The 14,480-nt window shown below is 68.9% G+C and carries 17 protein-coding genes; 11 read left to right on the forward strand and 6 right to left on the reverse strand.

Going from position 1 to position 14,480, the window contains the following annotated elements:
* Positions 1-13: 13 nt before the first annotated feature.
* The gene (locus ACH45N_RS19535) at positions 14-499 is read right to left on the reverse strand and encodes a hypothetical protein (RefSeq protein ID WP_397396843.1); all 486 of its coding nucleotides are present in this window, start codon (positions 497-499) and stop codon (positions 14-16) included.
* A gap of 160 nt (positions 500-659) precedes the next feature.
* On the opposite strand from ACH45N_RS19535, the gene ACH45N_RS19540 reads away from it, so the two are divergent.
* Together ACH45N_RS19540 and ACH45N_RS19545 are read left to right on the forward strand one after the other, a co-directional pair.
* The gene (locus tag ACH45N_RS19540) at positions 660-1,322 is read left to right on the forward strand and encodes a TIGR03086 family metal-binding protein (RefSeq protein ID WP_397396845.1); all 663 of its coding nucleotides are present in this window, start codon (positions 660-662) and stop codon (positions 1,320-1,322) included.
* Positions 1,323-1,411: 89 nt separating this feature from the next.
* Positions 1,412-2,359 carry a zinc-binding dehydrogenase gene (locus ACH45N_RS19545; protein WP_397396847.1) on the forward strand — a complete coding sequence of 316 codons (948 nt, stop codon included), beginning with the start codon at positions 1,412-1,414 and terminating at the stop codon, positions 2,357-2,359.
* 43 nt (positions 2,360-2,402) lie between these two features.
* On the opposite strand, the gene ACH45N_RS19550 is transcribed toward ACH45N_RS19545, so the two are convergent.
* On the reverse strand, positions 2,403-2,990 hold the full coding sequence (locus ACH45N_RS19550) for a TetR/AcrR family transcriptional regulator (RefSeq protein WP_397396849.1): 588 nt from the start codon (positions 2,988-2,990) through the stop codon (positions 2,403-2,405).
* Positions 2,991-3,086: 96 nt separating this feature from the next.
* Between ACH45N_RS19550 and ACH45N_RS19555 the strand changes: the two genes are divergently transcribed.
* From ACH45N_RS19555 to ACH45N_RS19565, 3 genes are all read left to right on the forward strand, one after another.
* On the forward strand, positions 3,087-3,734 hold the full coding sequence (locus ACH45N_RS19555) for a cupin domain-containing protein (RefSeq protein WP_397396851.1): 648 nt from the start codon (positions 3,087-3,089) through the stop codon (positions 3,732-3,734).
* Positions 3,731-4,096 (forward strand): DoxX family protein, encoded by a 366-nt coding sequence (locus ACH45N_RS19560; RefSeq protein ID WP_397396853.1) that lies wholly within the window; start codon positions 3,731-3,733, stop codon positions 4,094-4,096. Before ACH45N_RS19555 ends, ACH45N_RS19560 begins: the two co-directional genes overlap by 4 nt.
* A gap of 474 nt (positions 4,097-4,570) precedes the next feature.
* Entirely contained in the window at positions 4,571-5,575 is a 1,005-nt protein-coding gene (locus ACH45N_RS19565) for an SDR family NAD(P)-dependent oxidoreductase (RefSeq protein WP_397396855.1), read from the forward strand.
* Between the two features lie 23 nt (positions 5,576-5,598).
* Here ACH45N_RS19565 and ACH45N_RS19570 read toward each other — a convergent pair whose 3' ends face one another.
* From ACH45N_RS19570 to ACH45N_RS19580, 3 genes are all read right to left on the reverse strand, one after another.
* Complete coding sequence (locus tag ACH45N_RS19570; RefSeq protein WP_397396857.1) at positions 5,599-6,231, reverse strand: LysE family translocator; 633 nt, start codon at positions 6,229-6,231, stop codon at positions 5,599-5,601.
* Positions 6,232-6,500: 269 nt separating this feature from the next.
* Positions 6,501-6,815 carry a hypothetical protein gene (locus tag ACH45N_RS19575; RefSeq protein ID WP_397396859.1) on the reverse strand — a complete coding sequence of 105 codons (315 nt, stop codon included), beginning with the start codon at positions 6,813-6,815 and terminating at the stop codon, positions 6,501-6,503.
* A 219-nt stretch (positions 6,816-7,034) separates the two neighbouring features.
* On the reverse strand, positions 7,035-7,310 hold the full coding sequence (locus tag ACH45N_RS19580) for a hypothetical protein (protein WP_397396861.1): 276 nt from the start codon (positions 7,308-7,310) through the stop codon (positions 7,035-7,037).
* A gap of 199 nt (positions 7,311-7,509) precedes the next feature.
* Here ACH45N_RS19580 and ACH45N_RS19585 point away from each other — a divergent pair, with 199 nt between their 5' ends.
* From ACH45N_RS19585 to ACH45N_RS19605, 5 genes are all read left to right on the forward strand, one after another.
* The gene (locus ACH45N_RS19585) at positions 7,510-8,625 is read left to right on the forward strand and encodes an SDR family oxidoreductase (RefSeq protein ID WP_397396863.1); all 1,116 of its coding nucleotides are present in this window, start codon (positions 7,510-7,512) and stop codon (positions 8,623-8,625) included.
* Positions 8,626-8,738: 113 nt separating this feature from the next.
* Positions 8,739-9,182, forward strand: coding sequence for an SRPBCC family protein (locus ACH45N_RS19590; RefSeq protein WP_397396865.1), 444 nt, complete (start codon positions 8,739-8,741; stop codon positions 9,180-9,182).
* 793 nt (positions 9,183-9,975) lie between these two features.
* Complete coding sequence (locus ACH45N_RS19595; protein WP_397396867.1) at positions 9,976-10,812, forward strand: helix-turn-helix transcriptional regulator; 837 nt, start codon at positions 9,976-9,978, stop codon at positions 10,810-10,812.
* A gap of 105 nt (positions 10,813-10,917) precedes the next feature.
* Positions 10,918-11,859: a carotenoid biosynthesis protein gene (locus ACH45N_RS19600; protein WP_397396869.1), complete on the forward strand. Its 942-nt coding sequence runs from the start codon at positions 10,918-10,920 to the stop codon at positions 11,857-11,859.
* Between the two features lie 173 nt (positions 11,860-12,032).
* Positions 12,033-12,323: a hypothetical protein gene (locus ACH45N_RS19605; protein ID WP_397396871.1), complete on the forward strand. Its 291-nt coding sequence runs from the start codon at positions 12,033-12,035 to the stop codon at positions 12,321-12,323.
* A gap of 840 nt (positions 12,324-13,163) precedes the next feature.
* On the opposite strand, the gene ACH45N_RS19610 is transcribed toward ACH45N_RS19605, so the two are convergent.
* Positions 13,164-13,577 (reverse strand): MarR family winged helix-turn-helix transcriptional regulator, encoded by a 414-nt coding sequence (locus ACH45N_RS19610; RefSeq protein WP_397396873.1) that lies wholly within the window; start codon positions 13,575-13,577, stop codon positions 13,164-13,166.
* Between the two features lie 98 nt (positions 13,578-13,675).
* Here ACH45N_RS19610 and ACH45N_RS19615 point away from each other — a divergent pair, with 98 nt between their 5' ends.
* Positions 13,676-14,470 (forward strand): alpha/beta fold hydrolase, encoded by a 795-nt coding sequence (locus tag ACH45N_RS19615; RefSeq protein WP_397396875.1) that lies wholly within the window; start codon positions 13,676-13,678, stop codon positions 14,468-14,470.
* Positions 14,471-14,480 lie beyond the last annotated feature (10 nt).

The following is a 14,480-nucleotide window of genomic DNA, read 5'->3' on the forward strand; positions in this document are numbered from 1 at the left end:
CCTTCCGTTGTTCTCAGGTGCTGGTCATCGCCTGCCGAACAACCCTGACGAGCTGGTCGAAGGTGTCGTACCGGCCGGGATTCTGCTGGAGGAGCCACAGGTAGGTGTCGACTTCTGCGTCGGTGACCGTGCCGGCGCGGATCGCGTCGTCCAGGGCGTCGCGCAGCTGCTCGTCGAAGCCGGGCAGTGACAGGGTGCTGGACTTCCCGTGTCCTGGTGGTGGGGTGGGTCGCAGGGCGGCGCGTATGGCGATGGTCAATGCCCGGGCCACCGCGGGTTCGTGCCGGGTCTGGTCGACGAGGGAGCCGGTCATCGCCTCGAGCCGTTGCGGGTCCTTGCTCGCGGCGCGCACCAGGTCACGCATGACCTCCGGACCGGTCTGAGAGACATGCTCGTCCATGATTGTTCCTTTCGAGGACCGGGCGACCGCGGCGGCTTTTCCTGCCGGATCGGTCTGCTCCTTGTGCGAGCATTCACGTTGCACGCTCGGCCATGACATCAATCGTCGGTGGGCTGCCGAGACCGATCCAGGCCCTGCCGATCACAGGATCGGCAGCTCACCTCGACCTGCCGCCGGTGCCCTGATGAGCGGGGGCGGCACCGGTCCCGACCCCCGCCGTGTCATCACGACCCCACAGCCAGGGATCGACAGGTCCTGGATGTTTCTGCTCGCGGTTGCCAGCCTTGGCGCAGCACCGCCGCAGTTGACTCCATCCCGAGGCGACAAGGAACGCGAACTCTGCATGGACGCATCGACGCTGCCCCCGATGGCCAAGGCCATCGACCGCTTCGACACCCGGGTGCGCGCCGTCCCCGACGGGCGCTGGGACGACCCGACCCCATGTACGGAGTGGACCGTCCGGGACCTCGTCAACCACCTGGTGAGCGAACATCTCTGGGCGACCCACATCCTCGCGAACGAGACCCTTGAGCAGGTGGGTAGTCGCTACGACGGCGATCTGGTCGGGACGGAGCCTGTCGCAGCATGGGAAGGCGCTGCTCGCGGATCTCGCCCCAGGTGGGCAGTTGCTGACGCGAGGGCCACGGTCCATCTCTCCATGGGTGACGCTCCGCTGTCGACCTACGCCGAGCAGATGTTCGTAGACCTGACCGTTCACGAATGGGACCTGGCATGCGGGTCCGGTCAGGACCGGTCCCTGGACCCTGACGCGGTGGCGTTCTGTCTGGTCTGGGCACAGGAGAACGTCGAGCAATTTGCCGGGCTGGGAATCGTCGCCCCTCCGATCCCGTGCACCAGCGATGATCCGATGGTCCGGATGCTCGCACTCCTCGGTCGTGATGCGGCATGGTCTCCGAGGTAGAGGACGACGGTCGCGGCACCGATTGATCTGCTCGTCGGGGGTTGCGTCACCAGGCCCAGCACGACCCACGCATCGAGGAAGGCAGTCCCATGAGAGCGCTGACCATAGAACCCGAAGGTGTGCTGGCAGTCCGGGAACACCCCGACCCAGTTCCCGGAGTGAGCGAGGTGCTGGTACGTGTTCGCGCCGCCGGAATGAACCCGGCCGATCTCGGCCAAAGGATGGGCCTCTACCCGGCCCCATACGGTTCACCGCCGGACATACCAGGGCTGGACCTGGCAGGTGAGGTGATCGCTCGCGGGCCCTACGCCCGACGCTTCTCGGTCGGCGACCGCGTCATGGCCGTCGTGGGTGGTGGCGCCCAGGCCGAGTTGATGGCCGTTCACGAGCGGCAGCTGATGCCCGTACCGGACGCCCTCTCGTGGGAGCAGGCCGGCGGATTCCCCGAGGTATTCGTCACCGCCCACGACGCGCTCGTCGCACAGGCGGCGGTCCGACCGGGTGAACGTGTCCTCGTCAACGGCGCCGCGGGGGGCGTGGGCATCGCCGGTGTCCAGATCGCGTCCGCTGCGGGGGCGGAGGTCGTCGCCTCCGTTCGCAGTCCCGGGACGAGGGACGCCGTCGTCGCCCTCGGTGCCGCTGTGGCCATCGACCCTTCAGAGATAGCCGGCCACGGCCCCTACGACGTCGTCCTGGAGCTGGTGGGGGCGAGCAACGTCGAGTCGGACCTGAGGGCTCTGAACCTCAGCGGTCGGATCGTCGTCATCGGCGCGTCCCCGGAAACCCGTGAGGCCACCATCGATCTGGCTGTGCTCGGGGCGAAGCGTGCGACCATCCGCGGCAGCACGCTGCGCAGCCGGCCGTTCGAGGACAAGGCCTCGGCGATGCGCGCGGTCGAGCGAGAAGTGCTCCCACTCGTCGCCGCCGGAAGGATCCTGGTCCCAGTCGCGGCGACCTTCCCGTTGGCCGACGCCGCAGCCGCCTACGAGTCGTTCGTGCAGCGCGGAAAGCTCGGAAAGATCGTGCTGCTTCCCTAGTCACGGTCCCCCACGTCGGGGGCACTGGGGGCGCGGATCCGGCTCAGCCAGTACCCCCGGCGCCGCTCGACGGGTCGCGCATCCCGTCCAGAAGGACTCGGACATAACTGTCAGGATCGGGCCGCTCTCGCACGCCACGCAGCGCGTGCACCAGACCTGTGACCAGACGTCGCACATCGTCCGTGCCGAGGCCTCGCCGGATCGCGCCCACCGCACGAGCACGCGCGACAAGCCCGTCGACGACCTCGGCCAGCTCGGTCGCCAGCGGCGATAGCTCACCGTCCTCCTGCTCCATCCCTTCAAGGATCATCGCAACACCCGGGTCCGCCAGCGCGCTGTCCACGACCGATGCGATCACCTTCGCCAGACCACTGCGAGGGTCAGGTATCGCTGCTGCGCTCCTGACGGTCGCGAGCAGGTCACGCATCCCCTCCTCTCCCAGCCCGGCCAGCACGGAGTCGGTGGTCGGGAAGTGGCGGTACGCCGTCCCCACCCCGACTCCGGCGCGGCGCGCGAGGTCCGCCAAGGGTGGCAGCGCCCCCTCATGCTCGAGCGCTTCCCGGGCGACGTCGAGCAGGGCAGCCCGGTTGCGCGCGGCATCCGCGCGGAGCTCGGAGCGGGCGATCGTCATGGGACGAGCGTACGACGACTCGGTTCAATCGGAATAGTTTCCGTTTATGCTAGGCTCGTCGGCCAAGTGGAAGATATTCCGTTTAGGAGGCCTCGTATGCCGCATCGATACCGGTCGGATGACGACAGCCCGTCCGACGCACGCACGCCGTCCGGACTGCCCCGCACCGTCGCCAGCGACGCGATGGGCGTGAGTGTCACGTTCCTGCGTTCGGCCGAGGAGAGCAGCGATGCCTCGGTCGAGACCGAGGTCGTCCTCAAGGCCGGAGGGCAGGGCCCACCGCTGCACATGCACACCGGCTTCGAGGAGACGTTCACGACGGCGCAGGGTGTGCTGTGGTTCGACATCGGCGAGCAACGAGCCGTACAGCTTTCGGCACGCCAGTCCGTCGTGGTGCCGATCGGGCTCGCCCACCGCTACTACAACGGCGGCGACCAGCCGGTCGTCTTCCGGTTCGTCGCCCGTCCTGGTGCGGCCTACGAACGCTCCATCCGAGCAGGGTTCGGCCGCGAAGCGGCAGGCCGGGCGAACCGGTTCGGGCTGCCCCGCAACCTGCTCGAGGCGGCACTCGTGATCGAGGAGTCCGACAGCTTCGTGGTCGGCATGCCGCTCGGCCTCCAGCGCATCCTGGTCCGACTCGGTGCATGGTTCGCGCGCCGCCTCGGTGTACAGCATCGCTTCGACCCCTACCTCACACCCCAGCCTGACACCCACGCCGAGCCCGTCTCCGGGAGCAACCCATGATCATCGCCCTTTGGATCCTCAACTCCGCACTCGCCCTCATCTTCCTCGGCGCCGGCGGGGCCAAGCTCACACGCCCCAAGCCAGCCCTCGCCTCCGCAGGCATGACATTCGTCGAGGGTTTCTCCACCCCCGCCGTCAAGGCGATCGGCGCCGCAGAGGTGGCCGGTGCGCTCGGACTGATACTCCCCCTCGCCACCAACATCGCCCCGGCCCTCGCTCCGCTCGCGGCGGGCTGCCTCACCGCGCTGATGATCGGCGCGACCGTCACCCAGACACGCCGACACGAGCCACGGACTGCCTCCGTCGCACTCGCGGTCGCAGCCGCCACCAGCGCGCTGGCGGGCCTGCTGCTCGTCGACTAACGCCCGCTGTCACCGCCCGGCAGACACCGCGTGGCCGGGAGGGCGGCCCCACCCGGGCCGGGCTGCGGGCACCACCGTGCCGAGTGGTTCCGGGCCCCGTGCCTAAGAGGCCGCTTCTCTTCGGGAAGCGGCCTCTCAGCTGCTCACCAACCTGCAGCGCGTGCGTCAGCGCAGCGAGTGGGCCTGGTCCGGATCGACAAGCCGCTGGCCGATTCCCCTGTGCAGACCCGACCACGGCACAGCCAGCCTCTGATCGGTGGGTCCTGGATAGGTCTGTGCCGTCCGCCAAAGATCGGTACCACAGCCCGCCGCGGCGCGGGCCAGAACGAGGAGCAGAAGATGACACGACGCCCGATCCGCACCCCCGGCCCGTCCGGCGAGCCCGAACCCGGCAGGGACCGACCGAGGCCGGCCGAGTCGGACGACGATCAGCACGAGCCGCGTCGAGTCCTCTCCCGCCGCTCGCTGCTTCAGATGGCCGCTGTCGGCCTCGCGGCCGGCGCCGTCTCCTTCGGGGCAGGGCGGATCACCGCCCCGGGCGCGGAACTGCCGGACTGGACGACGGCGGACATGCCGTCGCAGGCGGGCCGGCGAGCGGTCGTGACCGGCGCGAACGGCTACCCGCGCGAGGGCCGCAGCGGGCTGGGCTACCACGAGGCGCTCGCCCTGGCGGTCGCGGGCGCGGACGTGACGATCGCGTCCCGCAACCGCGAGCGCGGTGAGGAGGCGGTGCGCAGGATCCGCGCCGCGGCGCCCGGGGCGAGCGTGCGGTTCGAGACGCTCGATCTCACCGATCTCGCGTCCATCAGCGCGTTCGTCGCCCGGGTGAGCGACCGCGGTGACCGCCTCGACCTGCTGGTCAACAACGCGGGCGTCCAAGGCCGGATCGAGCGCGAGGAGACTGCGGACGGTCTCGAACGGGTCTTCGCAACCAACGCCCGCGGCCCCTTCGCGCTCTCCGCGCAGCTCCTCCCGCTCCTGCGGAACGGCTCCGAACCCCGGATCGTCTGGACGTCCAGCTCCCGCACCGGCACGATCAACTTCAACGACCTGCAGAAGGAGCGCCACTACGAGTACGGGCCGGCGTACGACGACACCAAGCTCGGCGCCCTCCTGATGGCGTTCGAGTGCGAGCGCCGCAGCAAGGCGGCCGGCTGGGGGGTCACCAGCATCGCCGTGCATCCCGGTGTCGCCCGCACGAACATCGTCGTTGACGGACCGGGGCTCGACACCCCGGAGGGCTGGCGCTTCCGGTACATCCCCTTCATCTGGCAGGACCCGGCCGTCGGAGCCCTGCCCGCCCTGTACGCCGCGACATCGCCGCAGGCTGCGGGCGGCGGCTACTACGGCCCCAAGCAGCTCCGTGGCCTGAGCGGGCTGCCGGGCTACGCCGTCGTCCCGGAACCTGCCCGCGACCCTCAGCTGGCAGCCAGGTATTGGAACACGCTGGAGGGACTCGCCGAGGTCTCGTTTGCCTGACACAGCCGGGCGACCGAGCCCCGTCAGCGTACGGCTGTGCGGATCCCGTCGACGGCGAAGTACGCCCCCAAGCCGCCCAGGAACGTGCCCGCCACCCGGTCGACCACGCCCACGCTGCGCGCGTAGACCCGCTGCGGCCCCGTCCTCGACAGGACCGTCGCCACGATCAGGTACCACGCCGACTCCACCAGCGTGACACCGAGCGGCACCGCCACCAGCGTGGCCACGGACGCATCGTGCGGCAACGCGGTGGCGAAGATGCTCCCGTAGACCACGATGGTCTTCGGGTTGCTCAGGTGCGTGAGCATCGCCGACAGGAACGCCCGCCGTGACCCCACGCGCATCTCCCCCGCCTCGACCGGCGCCCCGGTCCGTCGCGCGAGCCACATCCGCACCCCGAGGTAGACCAGATAGATCCCGCCGGCCACCTTGAGCACCGTGAACAGCCACCCGGCGTAGACCAGCGCCACGCCCAGGCCGGTCACCGCGATCACAGAAAAGACCAGGCTGGCCGCCCCGATCCCCACCGCCGCCAGACGACCCTCACCCGGGCCTGCCGCCAACGCGGTGCGTGCCACCACGATGAAGCTCGGACCAGGACTGATCGCGCCCAGCGCGATCACTCCCACGATCGTGAACAGCGCAACGCTATCCATCGAGGTCTCCTTCTCTTCAGGGGCGTCCGGACTCCTGTCGATCCGGACTCTGCGAGATTCTGTGGCACACGGAGGGACACAGCCAGGACCTACCGATCCCAGGCCGAGGTCGGCCCGACGGCGGATGTCAGCTTCAGCTTCTCGGTGCTCTCGTTGCCGCTCACGACAAGAACCGAGCGCGAGCCGCAGGAGTAGCTGTATGAGTTCTGTCCGCCGACCACCCACCAGGCACTGGAGGCCCTGGTGGGTCGTGGTGGGGGCGGGCACGGTCAACGCTGCAGACCCCAGATGTACCTGGCCACCACCGGCTTGTCCGTACCGCCGATCGTCGAGGGCACCGGGTTCAGCCACACGACCGGGCGCTGGCCGTCGGCACGGGCATCGTCGGTCTCGGCGCCGCATCGGGTCCCCTGCTCGCCGATGCGCTCATCAACAGCGTCGGATGGCGGCGGGCCTATGGCTACCTGGCGCTGATCGCCGTCGTCGTGTCCGTCACCATGTTCACGGTGTTCGTGCGGGGCCGCGCCGAACGGCACGTCCGCGAGCGGCTCGTCCCCGAGACGCGGGTCGACGGCCGCGGGCACCTTCTGGTCGACTTCGGCTGGCCTCGCTCGTTGGCCGGGTCGCCGGCAGCATCATCATCGACCACGTCCACGGCTCGATCGTGGGCCCCGTCGTGATGCTCGCCCCGATCGCCGGGATGCTCTTCCTCCAGCTGCACTTCTCCACCGCCGCCGTGGCGGTCGCGTTCATCGGCGTCGCGTCGGCGTCGAGGGCGACCTGCTGGCTCTGCTCATTACCCGCTACCTCGGCATGCGCAGCTCCGGCCAGATCATCGGCTCGGTCCAGACCGTGTTCTCCTGGCCAGTGCCCTCGGCCCGCTGCTGGTGGGCCTTGGCTACGACGAGCTGCGCTCCTACAACCCGGTCATCGCGGTACTGATGGGCATCCTCGCGCTCGGAGCGGTCCTCATCGCGACGCTCGGGCGCTACGTCTACCCCGCGGTCGACGGTTTCGACCGGCTCGCTCTCCGCGACGACCTCGCCGCCGCCAAGATCCTGAGCGACGTCGCGGAGCACGACAACGCCACCCCCGGTGGACCACGCGCCGTGCCCGAGCCTGACCGGCCTCGACCGCCCACCGGACAGACCCACCCGACCTCGAGGTTCTCCCACGGCACGGCTATCCATGGATCGGGGGGTCCTGGAAGTCGACACCCTCGTGGAGGAACCTTGCTGGACCAGGCAAGGTGAAACCCACCAGCAGAAGGTTCATGCAATGACAGATACCCCGGCAGAGGATGGGCCCGTCAAAGCTCAGAAGATGGGTTTGTCCCGCCGTTCGTTCATTCGGTACGCCGCGGTGGGCGCCGGTGTCATGGCAGTGGGCGGCGGCACCACTGCCTTCATCGCAAACCGGCCGGCGCTGTCCCCGCGACAGCAGGGACTGCCGAGAATCCCCGACTGGACGGCGGCTGACATCCCTTCGTTGCAGGGGCTCTCGGCGCTCGTCACGGGCGGCAACGGCTATCCAGAAGAAGATCGGAGCGGCCTGGGCTTTCACGACGCCCTTGAGCTCGCCCGCGCAGGGGCGGACGTGACCATTGCGTCCCGCGACCAGGCACGGGGCACCGAAGCCGTTCGGCAGATCAGGGAAGCGGTCCCCAGCTCCTCGATCCGCTTCGAGACGCTGGATCTTGCGAACCTCGCCTCGGTAGCCGGATTTGCCGAACGGATGTGCACCTCACGATCACGTCTCGACCTTCTCGTCAACAATGCCGGCTACATGGGGCAGCTTGACCGCGAAGTGAGCACCGATGGATTCGAACGGGTTCTCGCCACGAACACGCTCGGCCATTTTGCGTTGACGGCCCAGCTGCTGCCCCTGCTGCGCGAGGGCAACTCTCCACGCGTGGTCTGGGTCTCCAGCCTTCGCGCGTCCACAGGCGTGATCAACTTCGACGACCTCCAACACCTCCACGGTTATGACTATGGGGCGGCCTACAGCAACTCCAAGCTAGCCAACCTCATGCTCGCCTTCGAGATGCAGCGCCGCAGCGTCGCGAAGGACTGGGGTATCTCGTCCGTAGCAGCACACCCTGGCGTCGCCCGCACCAACCTGGTCCCGGACGGCCCCGGTCTGGACAGCACGGAAGGGCGCAATCACAGATTCATGCCTTTCCTGTACCAGCCGGCGGCTCGGGGCGCTCTGCCCACCCTGTACGCGGCAACGTCGCCGCAGGCTGAGGCCGGCGCCTACTACGGCCCCGCAGGGTTCATGGCACTCAGCGGATTGCCAGCCTGGGCCGGGATTCCCGCACAAGCCGAGGACCAACACGTCGCGGCGAGGCTGTGGGCCGCCCTCGAAGACCTCGGCGACGTGACATTCGGGTAGCCGAGCTGAGCTCGAACCTGACGTCTCCACGCCACTTGTAGTACTTCCTGCTGCTAGCTGCACGGTCCGTCTTGTCGCACCCCCGCCTGACACCTCGAAAGGGACTACCTGTCATGCCCAGCTACCACGTCCACGCCACTACCTCGGCCCGGCCAGACACCGTGTGGCACCTTCTGATCGACGGGCGTTCCTGGCCCCGATGGTCCTCCGGGATCGACGAGCTCGTGGAGGACCGGTCGAGCGGTCTTGATCCCCACGGGCGGGACGGCGTCGGGACGGTCCGCGTCTTCCGCTCGGGACGGACTGTCGCCGGGGAACGGATCACCGAGGTGGTGGAGAACCGGCGCATCGCCTATGAGGACACCTTCAACCCCGCTCTGCGGGACTACCGCGCGGTGATCGAGCTGGGGCCGACAGCCACCGGCGGCACCACGATCACCTGGCGAGGCACCTGGAGTGCACGCCCTGGCATCGGCTGGCTGATGCCGTTCGTCCTGCCCCGGGTCATGCAGCGCGGGGCCGACGACCTCGCCACCTACGCCGCAGACCACGCGTGAGCACCCCACTCGACTAATCCTCCGAGAGCACTACAGAGCCTCCTCGCAAGTCGTCGAGGCAGGCGTGCGCTCGCTGGACCGCGAGAACCGCGGACCCGGTATCGCCTCGGGCCGGGGCAACACGATCGGTGAACGCTGGACGCTTCTTCACCCGACGGCGCGCCGCGCCCTCTCCGGGCTGGTGCCGGTCGCGGGCGGGCCACGTCAGGAGGATGTCGTCGCGGATCGCTCAGCTCGTCAGGCACACGACCAGCCCGTCGCTCAACGGTTGGTGGTCTGGGCGGGGCGGGCATGTCGCTCGAGCAAAGTCCCCAGCTCACATTGCCGGACGTGGGGCGCCGCTCGTATTGCCGATGGAGCGAACCTTGCCCGCCCAGACCGCTTCCTGCAGCGCAGTGACGAGCCCTCGTCGCCGTACTGCTGATGGGTGAGGATGAGGTCCAGATACGTGGTATCGAGGCGCATGACAGCGCGGTCGATCGCGGCTGACATCCGCGCATACCCCACCTCGGCCGACCACACCTTCGTGGTCAAGAAGATCTCCTCCTGAGGAACACCGCGTCGTTCAGGGTGAAAGTCTTCACAGGGCCCTAATCTCAGGTGCGTCTGGTAGATGGCGCCGGCGGGCGCGCGGACGTGCGCCGCCCCCGCACCTGCTTTCTACCGTCCGCGACCAGACGTAGCCACGGGCCACCAATCCCCCTCTCTGGCCCCGGGTGGTCGGTCCCGGCCAGGAGCAGATGATCGGGACGGGCAGCAACCATGTCCGACGAAGAAGCAACGGAGACAGCGCATGGCGATCGATCGAGTCGGACTCGCCGAGTTCCTCCGACAGCGCCGCGAGTCGCTCCAGCCCGAGAACGTCGGCCTCCCACGTGGACGGCGCCGGAGGACCAGCGGCCTGCGACGGGAAGAGGTCGCCACCCTCTGTCACATGTCGGCCGACTACTACGCACGCCTCGAACGCGGGCGCGGGCATCAACCGTCCAAGCTGATGATCACCGCCATCGCACAGGGGCTGCGCCTGACCAGCGCTGAGCACGACCACCTGCTCAGGCTCGCCGGGCACAACCCGCCGGCACGAGACGCCGACGGTGGGCCCATCACCCCCGGCCTGCTGGGAATCCTCGACTCCCTGAAGGACACCCCGGCGGAGATCGTCACCGAGCTCGGGGAGACCCTCCGGCAGAGTCCGCTGGGAACCGCGCTCACAGGCGACCGGACCCGGTACACCGGGCCAGCTCGCAGCATCGGGTTCCGGTGGTTCACCGACCCCACCGCCCGACAGCTCTACCACCCTGACGATCATCCGCTGCTCACCCGAAGGTTCACCGCCAGCCTGCGCCAGGTCATCGCACTGCGCGGGCCCGATTCGCGGGCGGCACAGCTCGCCGACCTTCTCCTCGGACGAAGCGAGGAGTTCCGGGAAGTGTGGAACTCACACGACGTGAGCGCTCCCCCGGTCGCCGTCAAGCGCTTCGTGCACCCCGAGGTCGGCATTCTGGAGCTGACCTGTCAGACCCTGCTCGACCCCGACCGGTCCCACCGCCTGCTCGTCTTCGCCGCCGCCCCCCGCTCGGAGAGCTACGAGAAGCTGCGGCAGCTGGCCGGGCCCCGGACCCCTCGCTGACACCCGCAGGCAGTATGGGCGGATCGGCATGTCCTGGTTCAGCGAGTCCTGAATAACGGCACAGCCTTCCAGCACAGTGGAGACAATCCACCGAGGAAGGAAATCATGACCGACACGATCAGCCGCGGCACAAACGTCGACGTGGTACTCACACCTGGAACGCCCGCGCGACGGTCCGACGGCAGGGTCCGACAAGCCCTTGGCTGGGTCGTGGTGGCGATAGCCGCCGCCGCGGCCGTCGTCGTGCCGCTGACGGGCGCGCCCGCGGCGACCCAGGTCATCGCCGTGCTCGGCGTCACCCTTGCCCTCGTGCAGGGCACGCGGCGATACGGCTGGGGGACGCTGCTCGCCTTCTTCGCGATCAGTTACAGCATCAGCTTCATGTGGGAGAACCTGAGCGTGATGACTGGGTTCCCGTTCGGGAACTACCACTACACGCTCCTGCCGCAGCTGTTCTACGTACCGGTGATCATCGGCGTGGCCTACTTCGGCATCGGCTACGTGAGCTGGATGACGGCCAACACGATCCTGGACCGCGCCGACGAACGGCTGAACCTGCGCACCCGCACCGGCCGGATCAACGTCATCGCGCTCCCCGTGCTGGCGGGTGCCACCATGACGATGTTCGACGTCGGTATCGACTCGATCGCCTCCACCGTGCGGCAGACCTGGATCTGGGAACAGGGCGGCGGGGTCTTCGGCGTGCCATTCACGAACTACCTAGGCTGGTGGTTCGTCACCTGGACCTTCTTCCAGGTCTTCGCACTGGTCGTCGCTGCTCGTCAGACCCGCCGCGGCGAGGAGGCGGCGACCCTGCCAGCTGTGTCCTTCCTGCAGCACGCCCTGGTCTTCCTGATGTTCGGTATCAGCTCCGTCTCGGCGTTCTTCGGCTACACGGAAGGTGACACGATCATCGACGCCACCGGCACATCATGGAGCACACCGGCGATCTTCGAGACCCTGATGGTGTTCAACCTTTTCAGCATCATCCCCGTCTCGCTGTTCGCCATCGCGAAGATCGCCCGCGGCGATCTGGACCGCGCCTGATCCGAGGTGGGCGAGCCTCACGGGGCTCGCCCACCGTGACCGGCCTAGCGGGCCCCCGGGGACGACACAAGGGCCATGAGCCGCTGCAGCCTCTCGGAGGCGGTCCGGCCGAGCCGATCTCCAGCACCCGCATGCCCGGCTCGATGCGTGCCTGACGCAGGTTGCCGGCCTGCATGTACGGCGCCGACAGGCTGGACAGGGCGGTGCCGTCCGGAGCAAACCGGGTCCGCACGACGCCGTGGACCTCGTACACCTGCCGCGGGTCGACATCCGCAGGAGCGCAGCGCGACAGCTTCACCGACGCGCACAGCCGTGCCGAGCAGCAGCACCAGCAACGCGTCGAAGTTGGTCGCGGTCTTGCGTGCGATCGTCAGGGTCGTGTCGTCACGCACGATGCCGCGGATGGTCTGGAGTTCGCTCGCCTCGAGTGCGACTGGCCGTGGGTCGTGTCGGCGCACCGGTGAGACGCCTGCCATCGGGTCGGTCAGGAGGATGCCGAGCCGCACCGCGGAGCCCAATCCGGATCTGCGCAGACTGCCGATCCCGGCGCGTTCGGCACAGATGTACGTCACCGCCCGCTTGGGGTGGACGAGCGACTGACGACGAGGCGGAGTCTCACCCCGACGCTCAGCGGCGTCCGGTCGCGACCAGAACGCCGTCGACTCGGCCTCGATGGGGTTGTACCAGCTCCAACATAGCTCGCCGACGGTCGTCACAGTCGCGATGGCCGTCTTCTGAGGAGTTCGTCGGCCTTGTCCTTGCAGTCGTCAATCGCCGCAGCCTTGGTCGGGCCGACACCGGACGTCGTGCCTTCCTCGCCGAGCAGATTGCAGTACCGCACGCGACTCGCCAGCGCCCTTTGGGCTGCTTCGAGGCGCTGATCGATCCGTGTTCGCCAGGCTTCAGCTCAGAACGGCCGCCACCCATCAGGACACCGCCTTCGACTCGCTCCACACAAGGAGGTCGCGCGGGTCGTACCGCACGTGCCGGCCGTGAAGGCGATAGCGCGGGCCGACGCCCTCGTAGCCGGAGCGACGCCACTTCTCCAGGGTGTGGTGCCGTGCGCAGGCGGCTGGTGTCCCAAGCGGCGCGAGTCGTTCATGCATTTCAGGTGCGCAGACCGGACCGGGCCCGGATGCCGCCGGGTGGCCCGGGCTCGACATGTTCGACTAGGAGTTCGCGTAAACGTGTCCAATTCGTGTCACCTCACGGTGTCACGAATGAGTTCTGCAGGTCAGCGGCCTTTTGCCCAGAGGCGAAAATACTTCTCCGTGTGACGTCCGGGCGGTGGCAGCCCGGCGCCGTCAGCGCGGTCCGGCGGCCCGGATCAAGAGCTCGTGCAGGACGGCCCGGTCGGCCTCGGACAGCGTGCCGACGGTCTCGGCGAGGACGGATTCGACGACGAGCGACCCGGCCTGGAAGGCGCGCTCACCGTCGCCCGTCAGTTCGTGGCGGGTGGCTCGGCCGGGTCCGTCGACTCGTCGTAGCAGGCGGCGCTCGATCATGCGCCTGGCGAGGGTGCCCATCGACTGGTCGGTCTGGAAGGTCAGGGTCGCCAGCGTGTGCAGCGTGGCGTCCGGCTGCTGGTGCAGGTGCCGGAGAACGTCCCACTGCACCAGGGAGAGTCCGTGCTCGGCCAGCCGACGGTTGGCCTCGCGGTGGTGGCGCCACTGCAGCCGCTTCACGGCGAGGCCGATCTCCTGGAGCGACGGTGACACCGACGCAGCGTAACCCACCACCTGCGGCCCTCCCCCTCCTAGGCAAACTAAGTATCTTTATATAAGGTTCCTTAGACATAGTCCAGAAGGAGCACCCCATGAACGACACCGTCCCCGCCGGCAGCCTGCGGCCCACCCGCACTCTCAGCACTCCTACCGCCGGCGGTGCGATCACCGTCGACGACCGCGACCACACCCGACCCTTCCTCCTCCTGCACGGCGGCGGCGGACCGGCGACGATGACGGGCTTCGCCGACCTGCTCGCCCGGCGCACGCACTCCCGCGTGCTGACCCCGACCCACCCCGGCTTCGCGGGTACCCCGCGAGTGCCCGGCGTGGACTCCACCCGCACGCTCGCGGCGGCCTACGTCGCCCTGCTCGACGAGCTCGGCCTCGGCGACGTCACGGTGATCGGCAACTCGTTCGGCGGCTGGCTCGCCGCCGAGATCGCGCTGCTGGGCAGCCCCCGGGTCAGCGGCGCGGTGATCATCGACGGCATCGGTATCGAGGTCGCGCAACACCCGCCGACCAGCGTCGCAGGCCTCTCGCCCGCCGACCTGAGCAAGCTGTCCTTCCACGACCCGGGCAAGGCCCCCGCCCGACCCGCCGCCGCAGCACCCGGGCCCGGCCCGGACCTCCAGGCGTTGGTCTCGTACACCGGCCCGACCATGTCGGATCCCACCTTGCTGGAGCGGCTCCGCGCGCTCGACGACCTGCCGGTCCACGTCGTCTGGGGCGCGAGCGACGGGATCGTCAGCACCGAGTACGGCCGGGCCTACGCCGCGGCGATCCCGAGGGCGAGCTTCACCGTGCTCCCCCGCTCCGGCCACCTGCCGCAGGTCGAGACGCCCGAAGAGCTCCTCGGCACCCTCACCGACGGGAGCTCCGTCTGAGGCTGGTGTG

The organism is Promicromonospora sp. NPDC019610 (assembly GCF_044389365.1).
Classification (GTDB): Bacteria; Actinomycetota; Actinomycetes; order Actinomycetales; family Cellulomonadaceae; genus Promicromonospora.

Coding starts and splice junctions, on each gene's coding strand:
- ACH45N_RS19590 (WP_397396865.1), top strand. CDS start 8,739: ATGCCCAGCTACCACGTCCACGCCACTACCTCGGCCCGGCCAGACACC.
- ACH45N_RS19595 (WP_397396867.1), top strand. CDS start 9,976: ATGGCGATCGATCGAGTCGGACTCGCCGAGTTCCTCCGACAGCGCCGC.
- ACH45N_RS19545 (WP_397396847.1), top strand. CDS start 1,412: ATGAGAGCGCTGACCATAGAACCCGAAGGTGTGCTGGCAGTCCGGGAA.
- ACH45N_RS19540 (WP_397396845.1), top strand. CDS start 660: ATGTTTCTGCTCGCGGTTGCCAGCCTTGGCGCAGCACCGCCGCAGTTG.
- ACH45N_RS19555 (WP_397396851.1), top strand. CDS start 3,087: ATGCCGCATCGATACCGGTCGGATGACGACAGCCCGTCCGACGCACGC.
- ACH45N_RS19550 (WP_397396849.1), bottom strand. CDS start 2,990: ATGACGATCGCCCGCTCCGAGCTCCGCGCGGATGCCGCGCGCAACCGG.
- ACH45N_RS19570 (WP_397396857.1), bottom strand. CDS start 6,231: ATGGATAGCGTTGCGCTGTTCACGATCGTGGGAGTGATCGCGCTGGGC.
- ACH45N_RS19560 (WP_397396853.1), top strand. CDS start 3,731: ATGATCATCGCCCTTTGGATCCTCAACTCCGCACTCGCCCTCATCTTC.
- ACH45N_RS19605 (WP_397396871.1), top strand. CDS start 12,033: ATGTACGGCGCCGACAGGCTGGACAGGGCGGTGCCGTCCGGAGCAAAC.
- ACH45N_RS19600 (WP_397396869.1), top strand. CDS start 10,918: ATGACCGACACGATCAGCCGCGGCACAAACGTCGACGTGGTACTCACA.
- ACH45N_RS19615 (WP_397396875.1), top strand. CDS start 13,676: ATGAACGACACCGTCCCCGCCGGCAGCCTGCGGCCCACCCGCACTCTC.
- ACH45N_RS19535 (WP_397396843.1), bottom strand. CDS start 499: ATGTCATGGCCGAGCGTGCAACGTGAATGCTCGCACAAGGAGCAGACC.
- ACH45N_RS19565 (WP_397396855.1), top strand. CDS start 4,571: ATGGCCGCTGTCGGCCTCGCGGCCGGCGCCGTCTCCTTCGGGGCAGGG.
- ACH45N_RS19585 (WP_397396863.1), top strand. CDS start 7,510: ATGACAGATACCCCGGCAGAGGATGGGCCCGTCAAAGCTCAGAAGATG.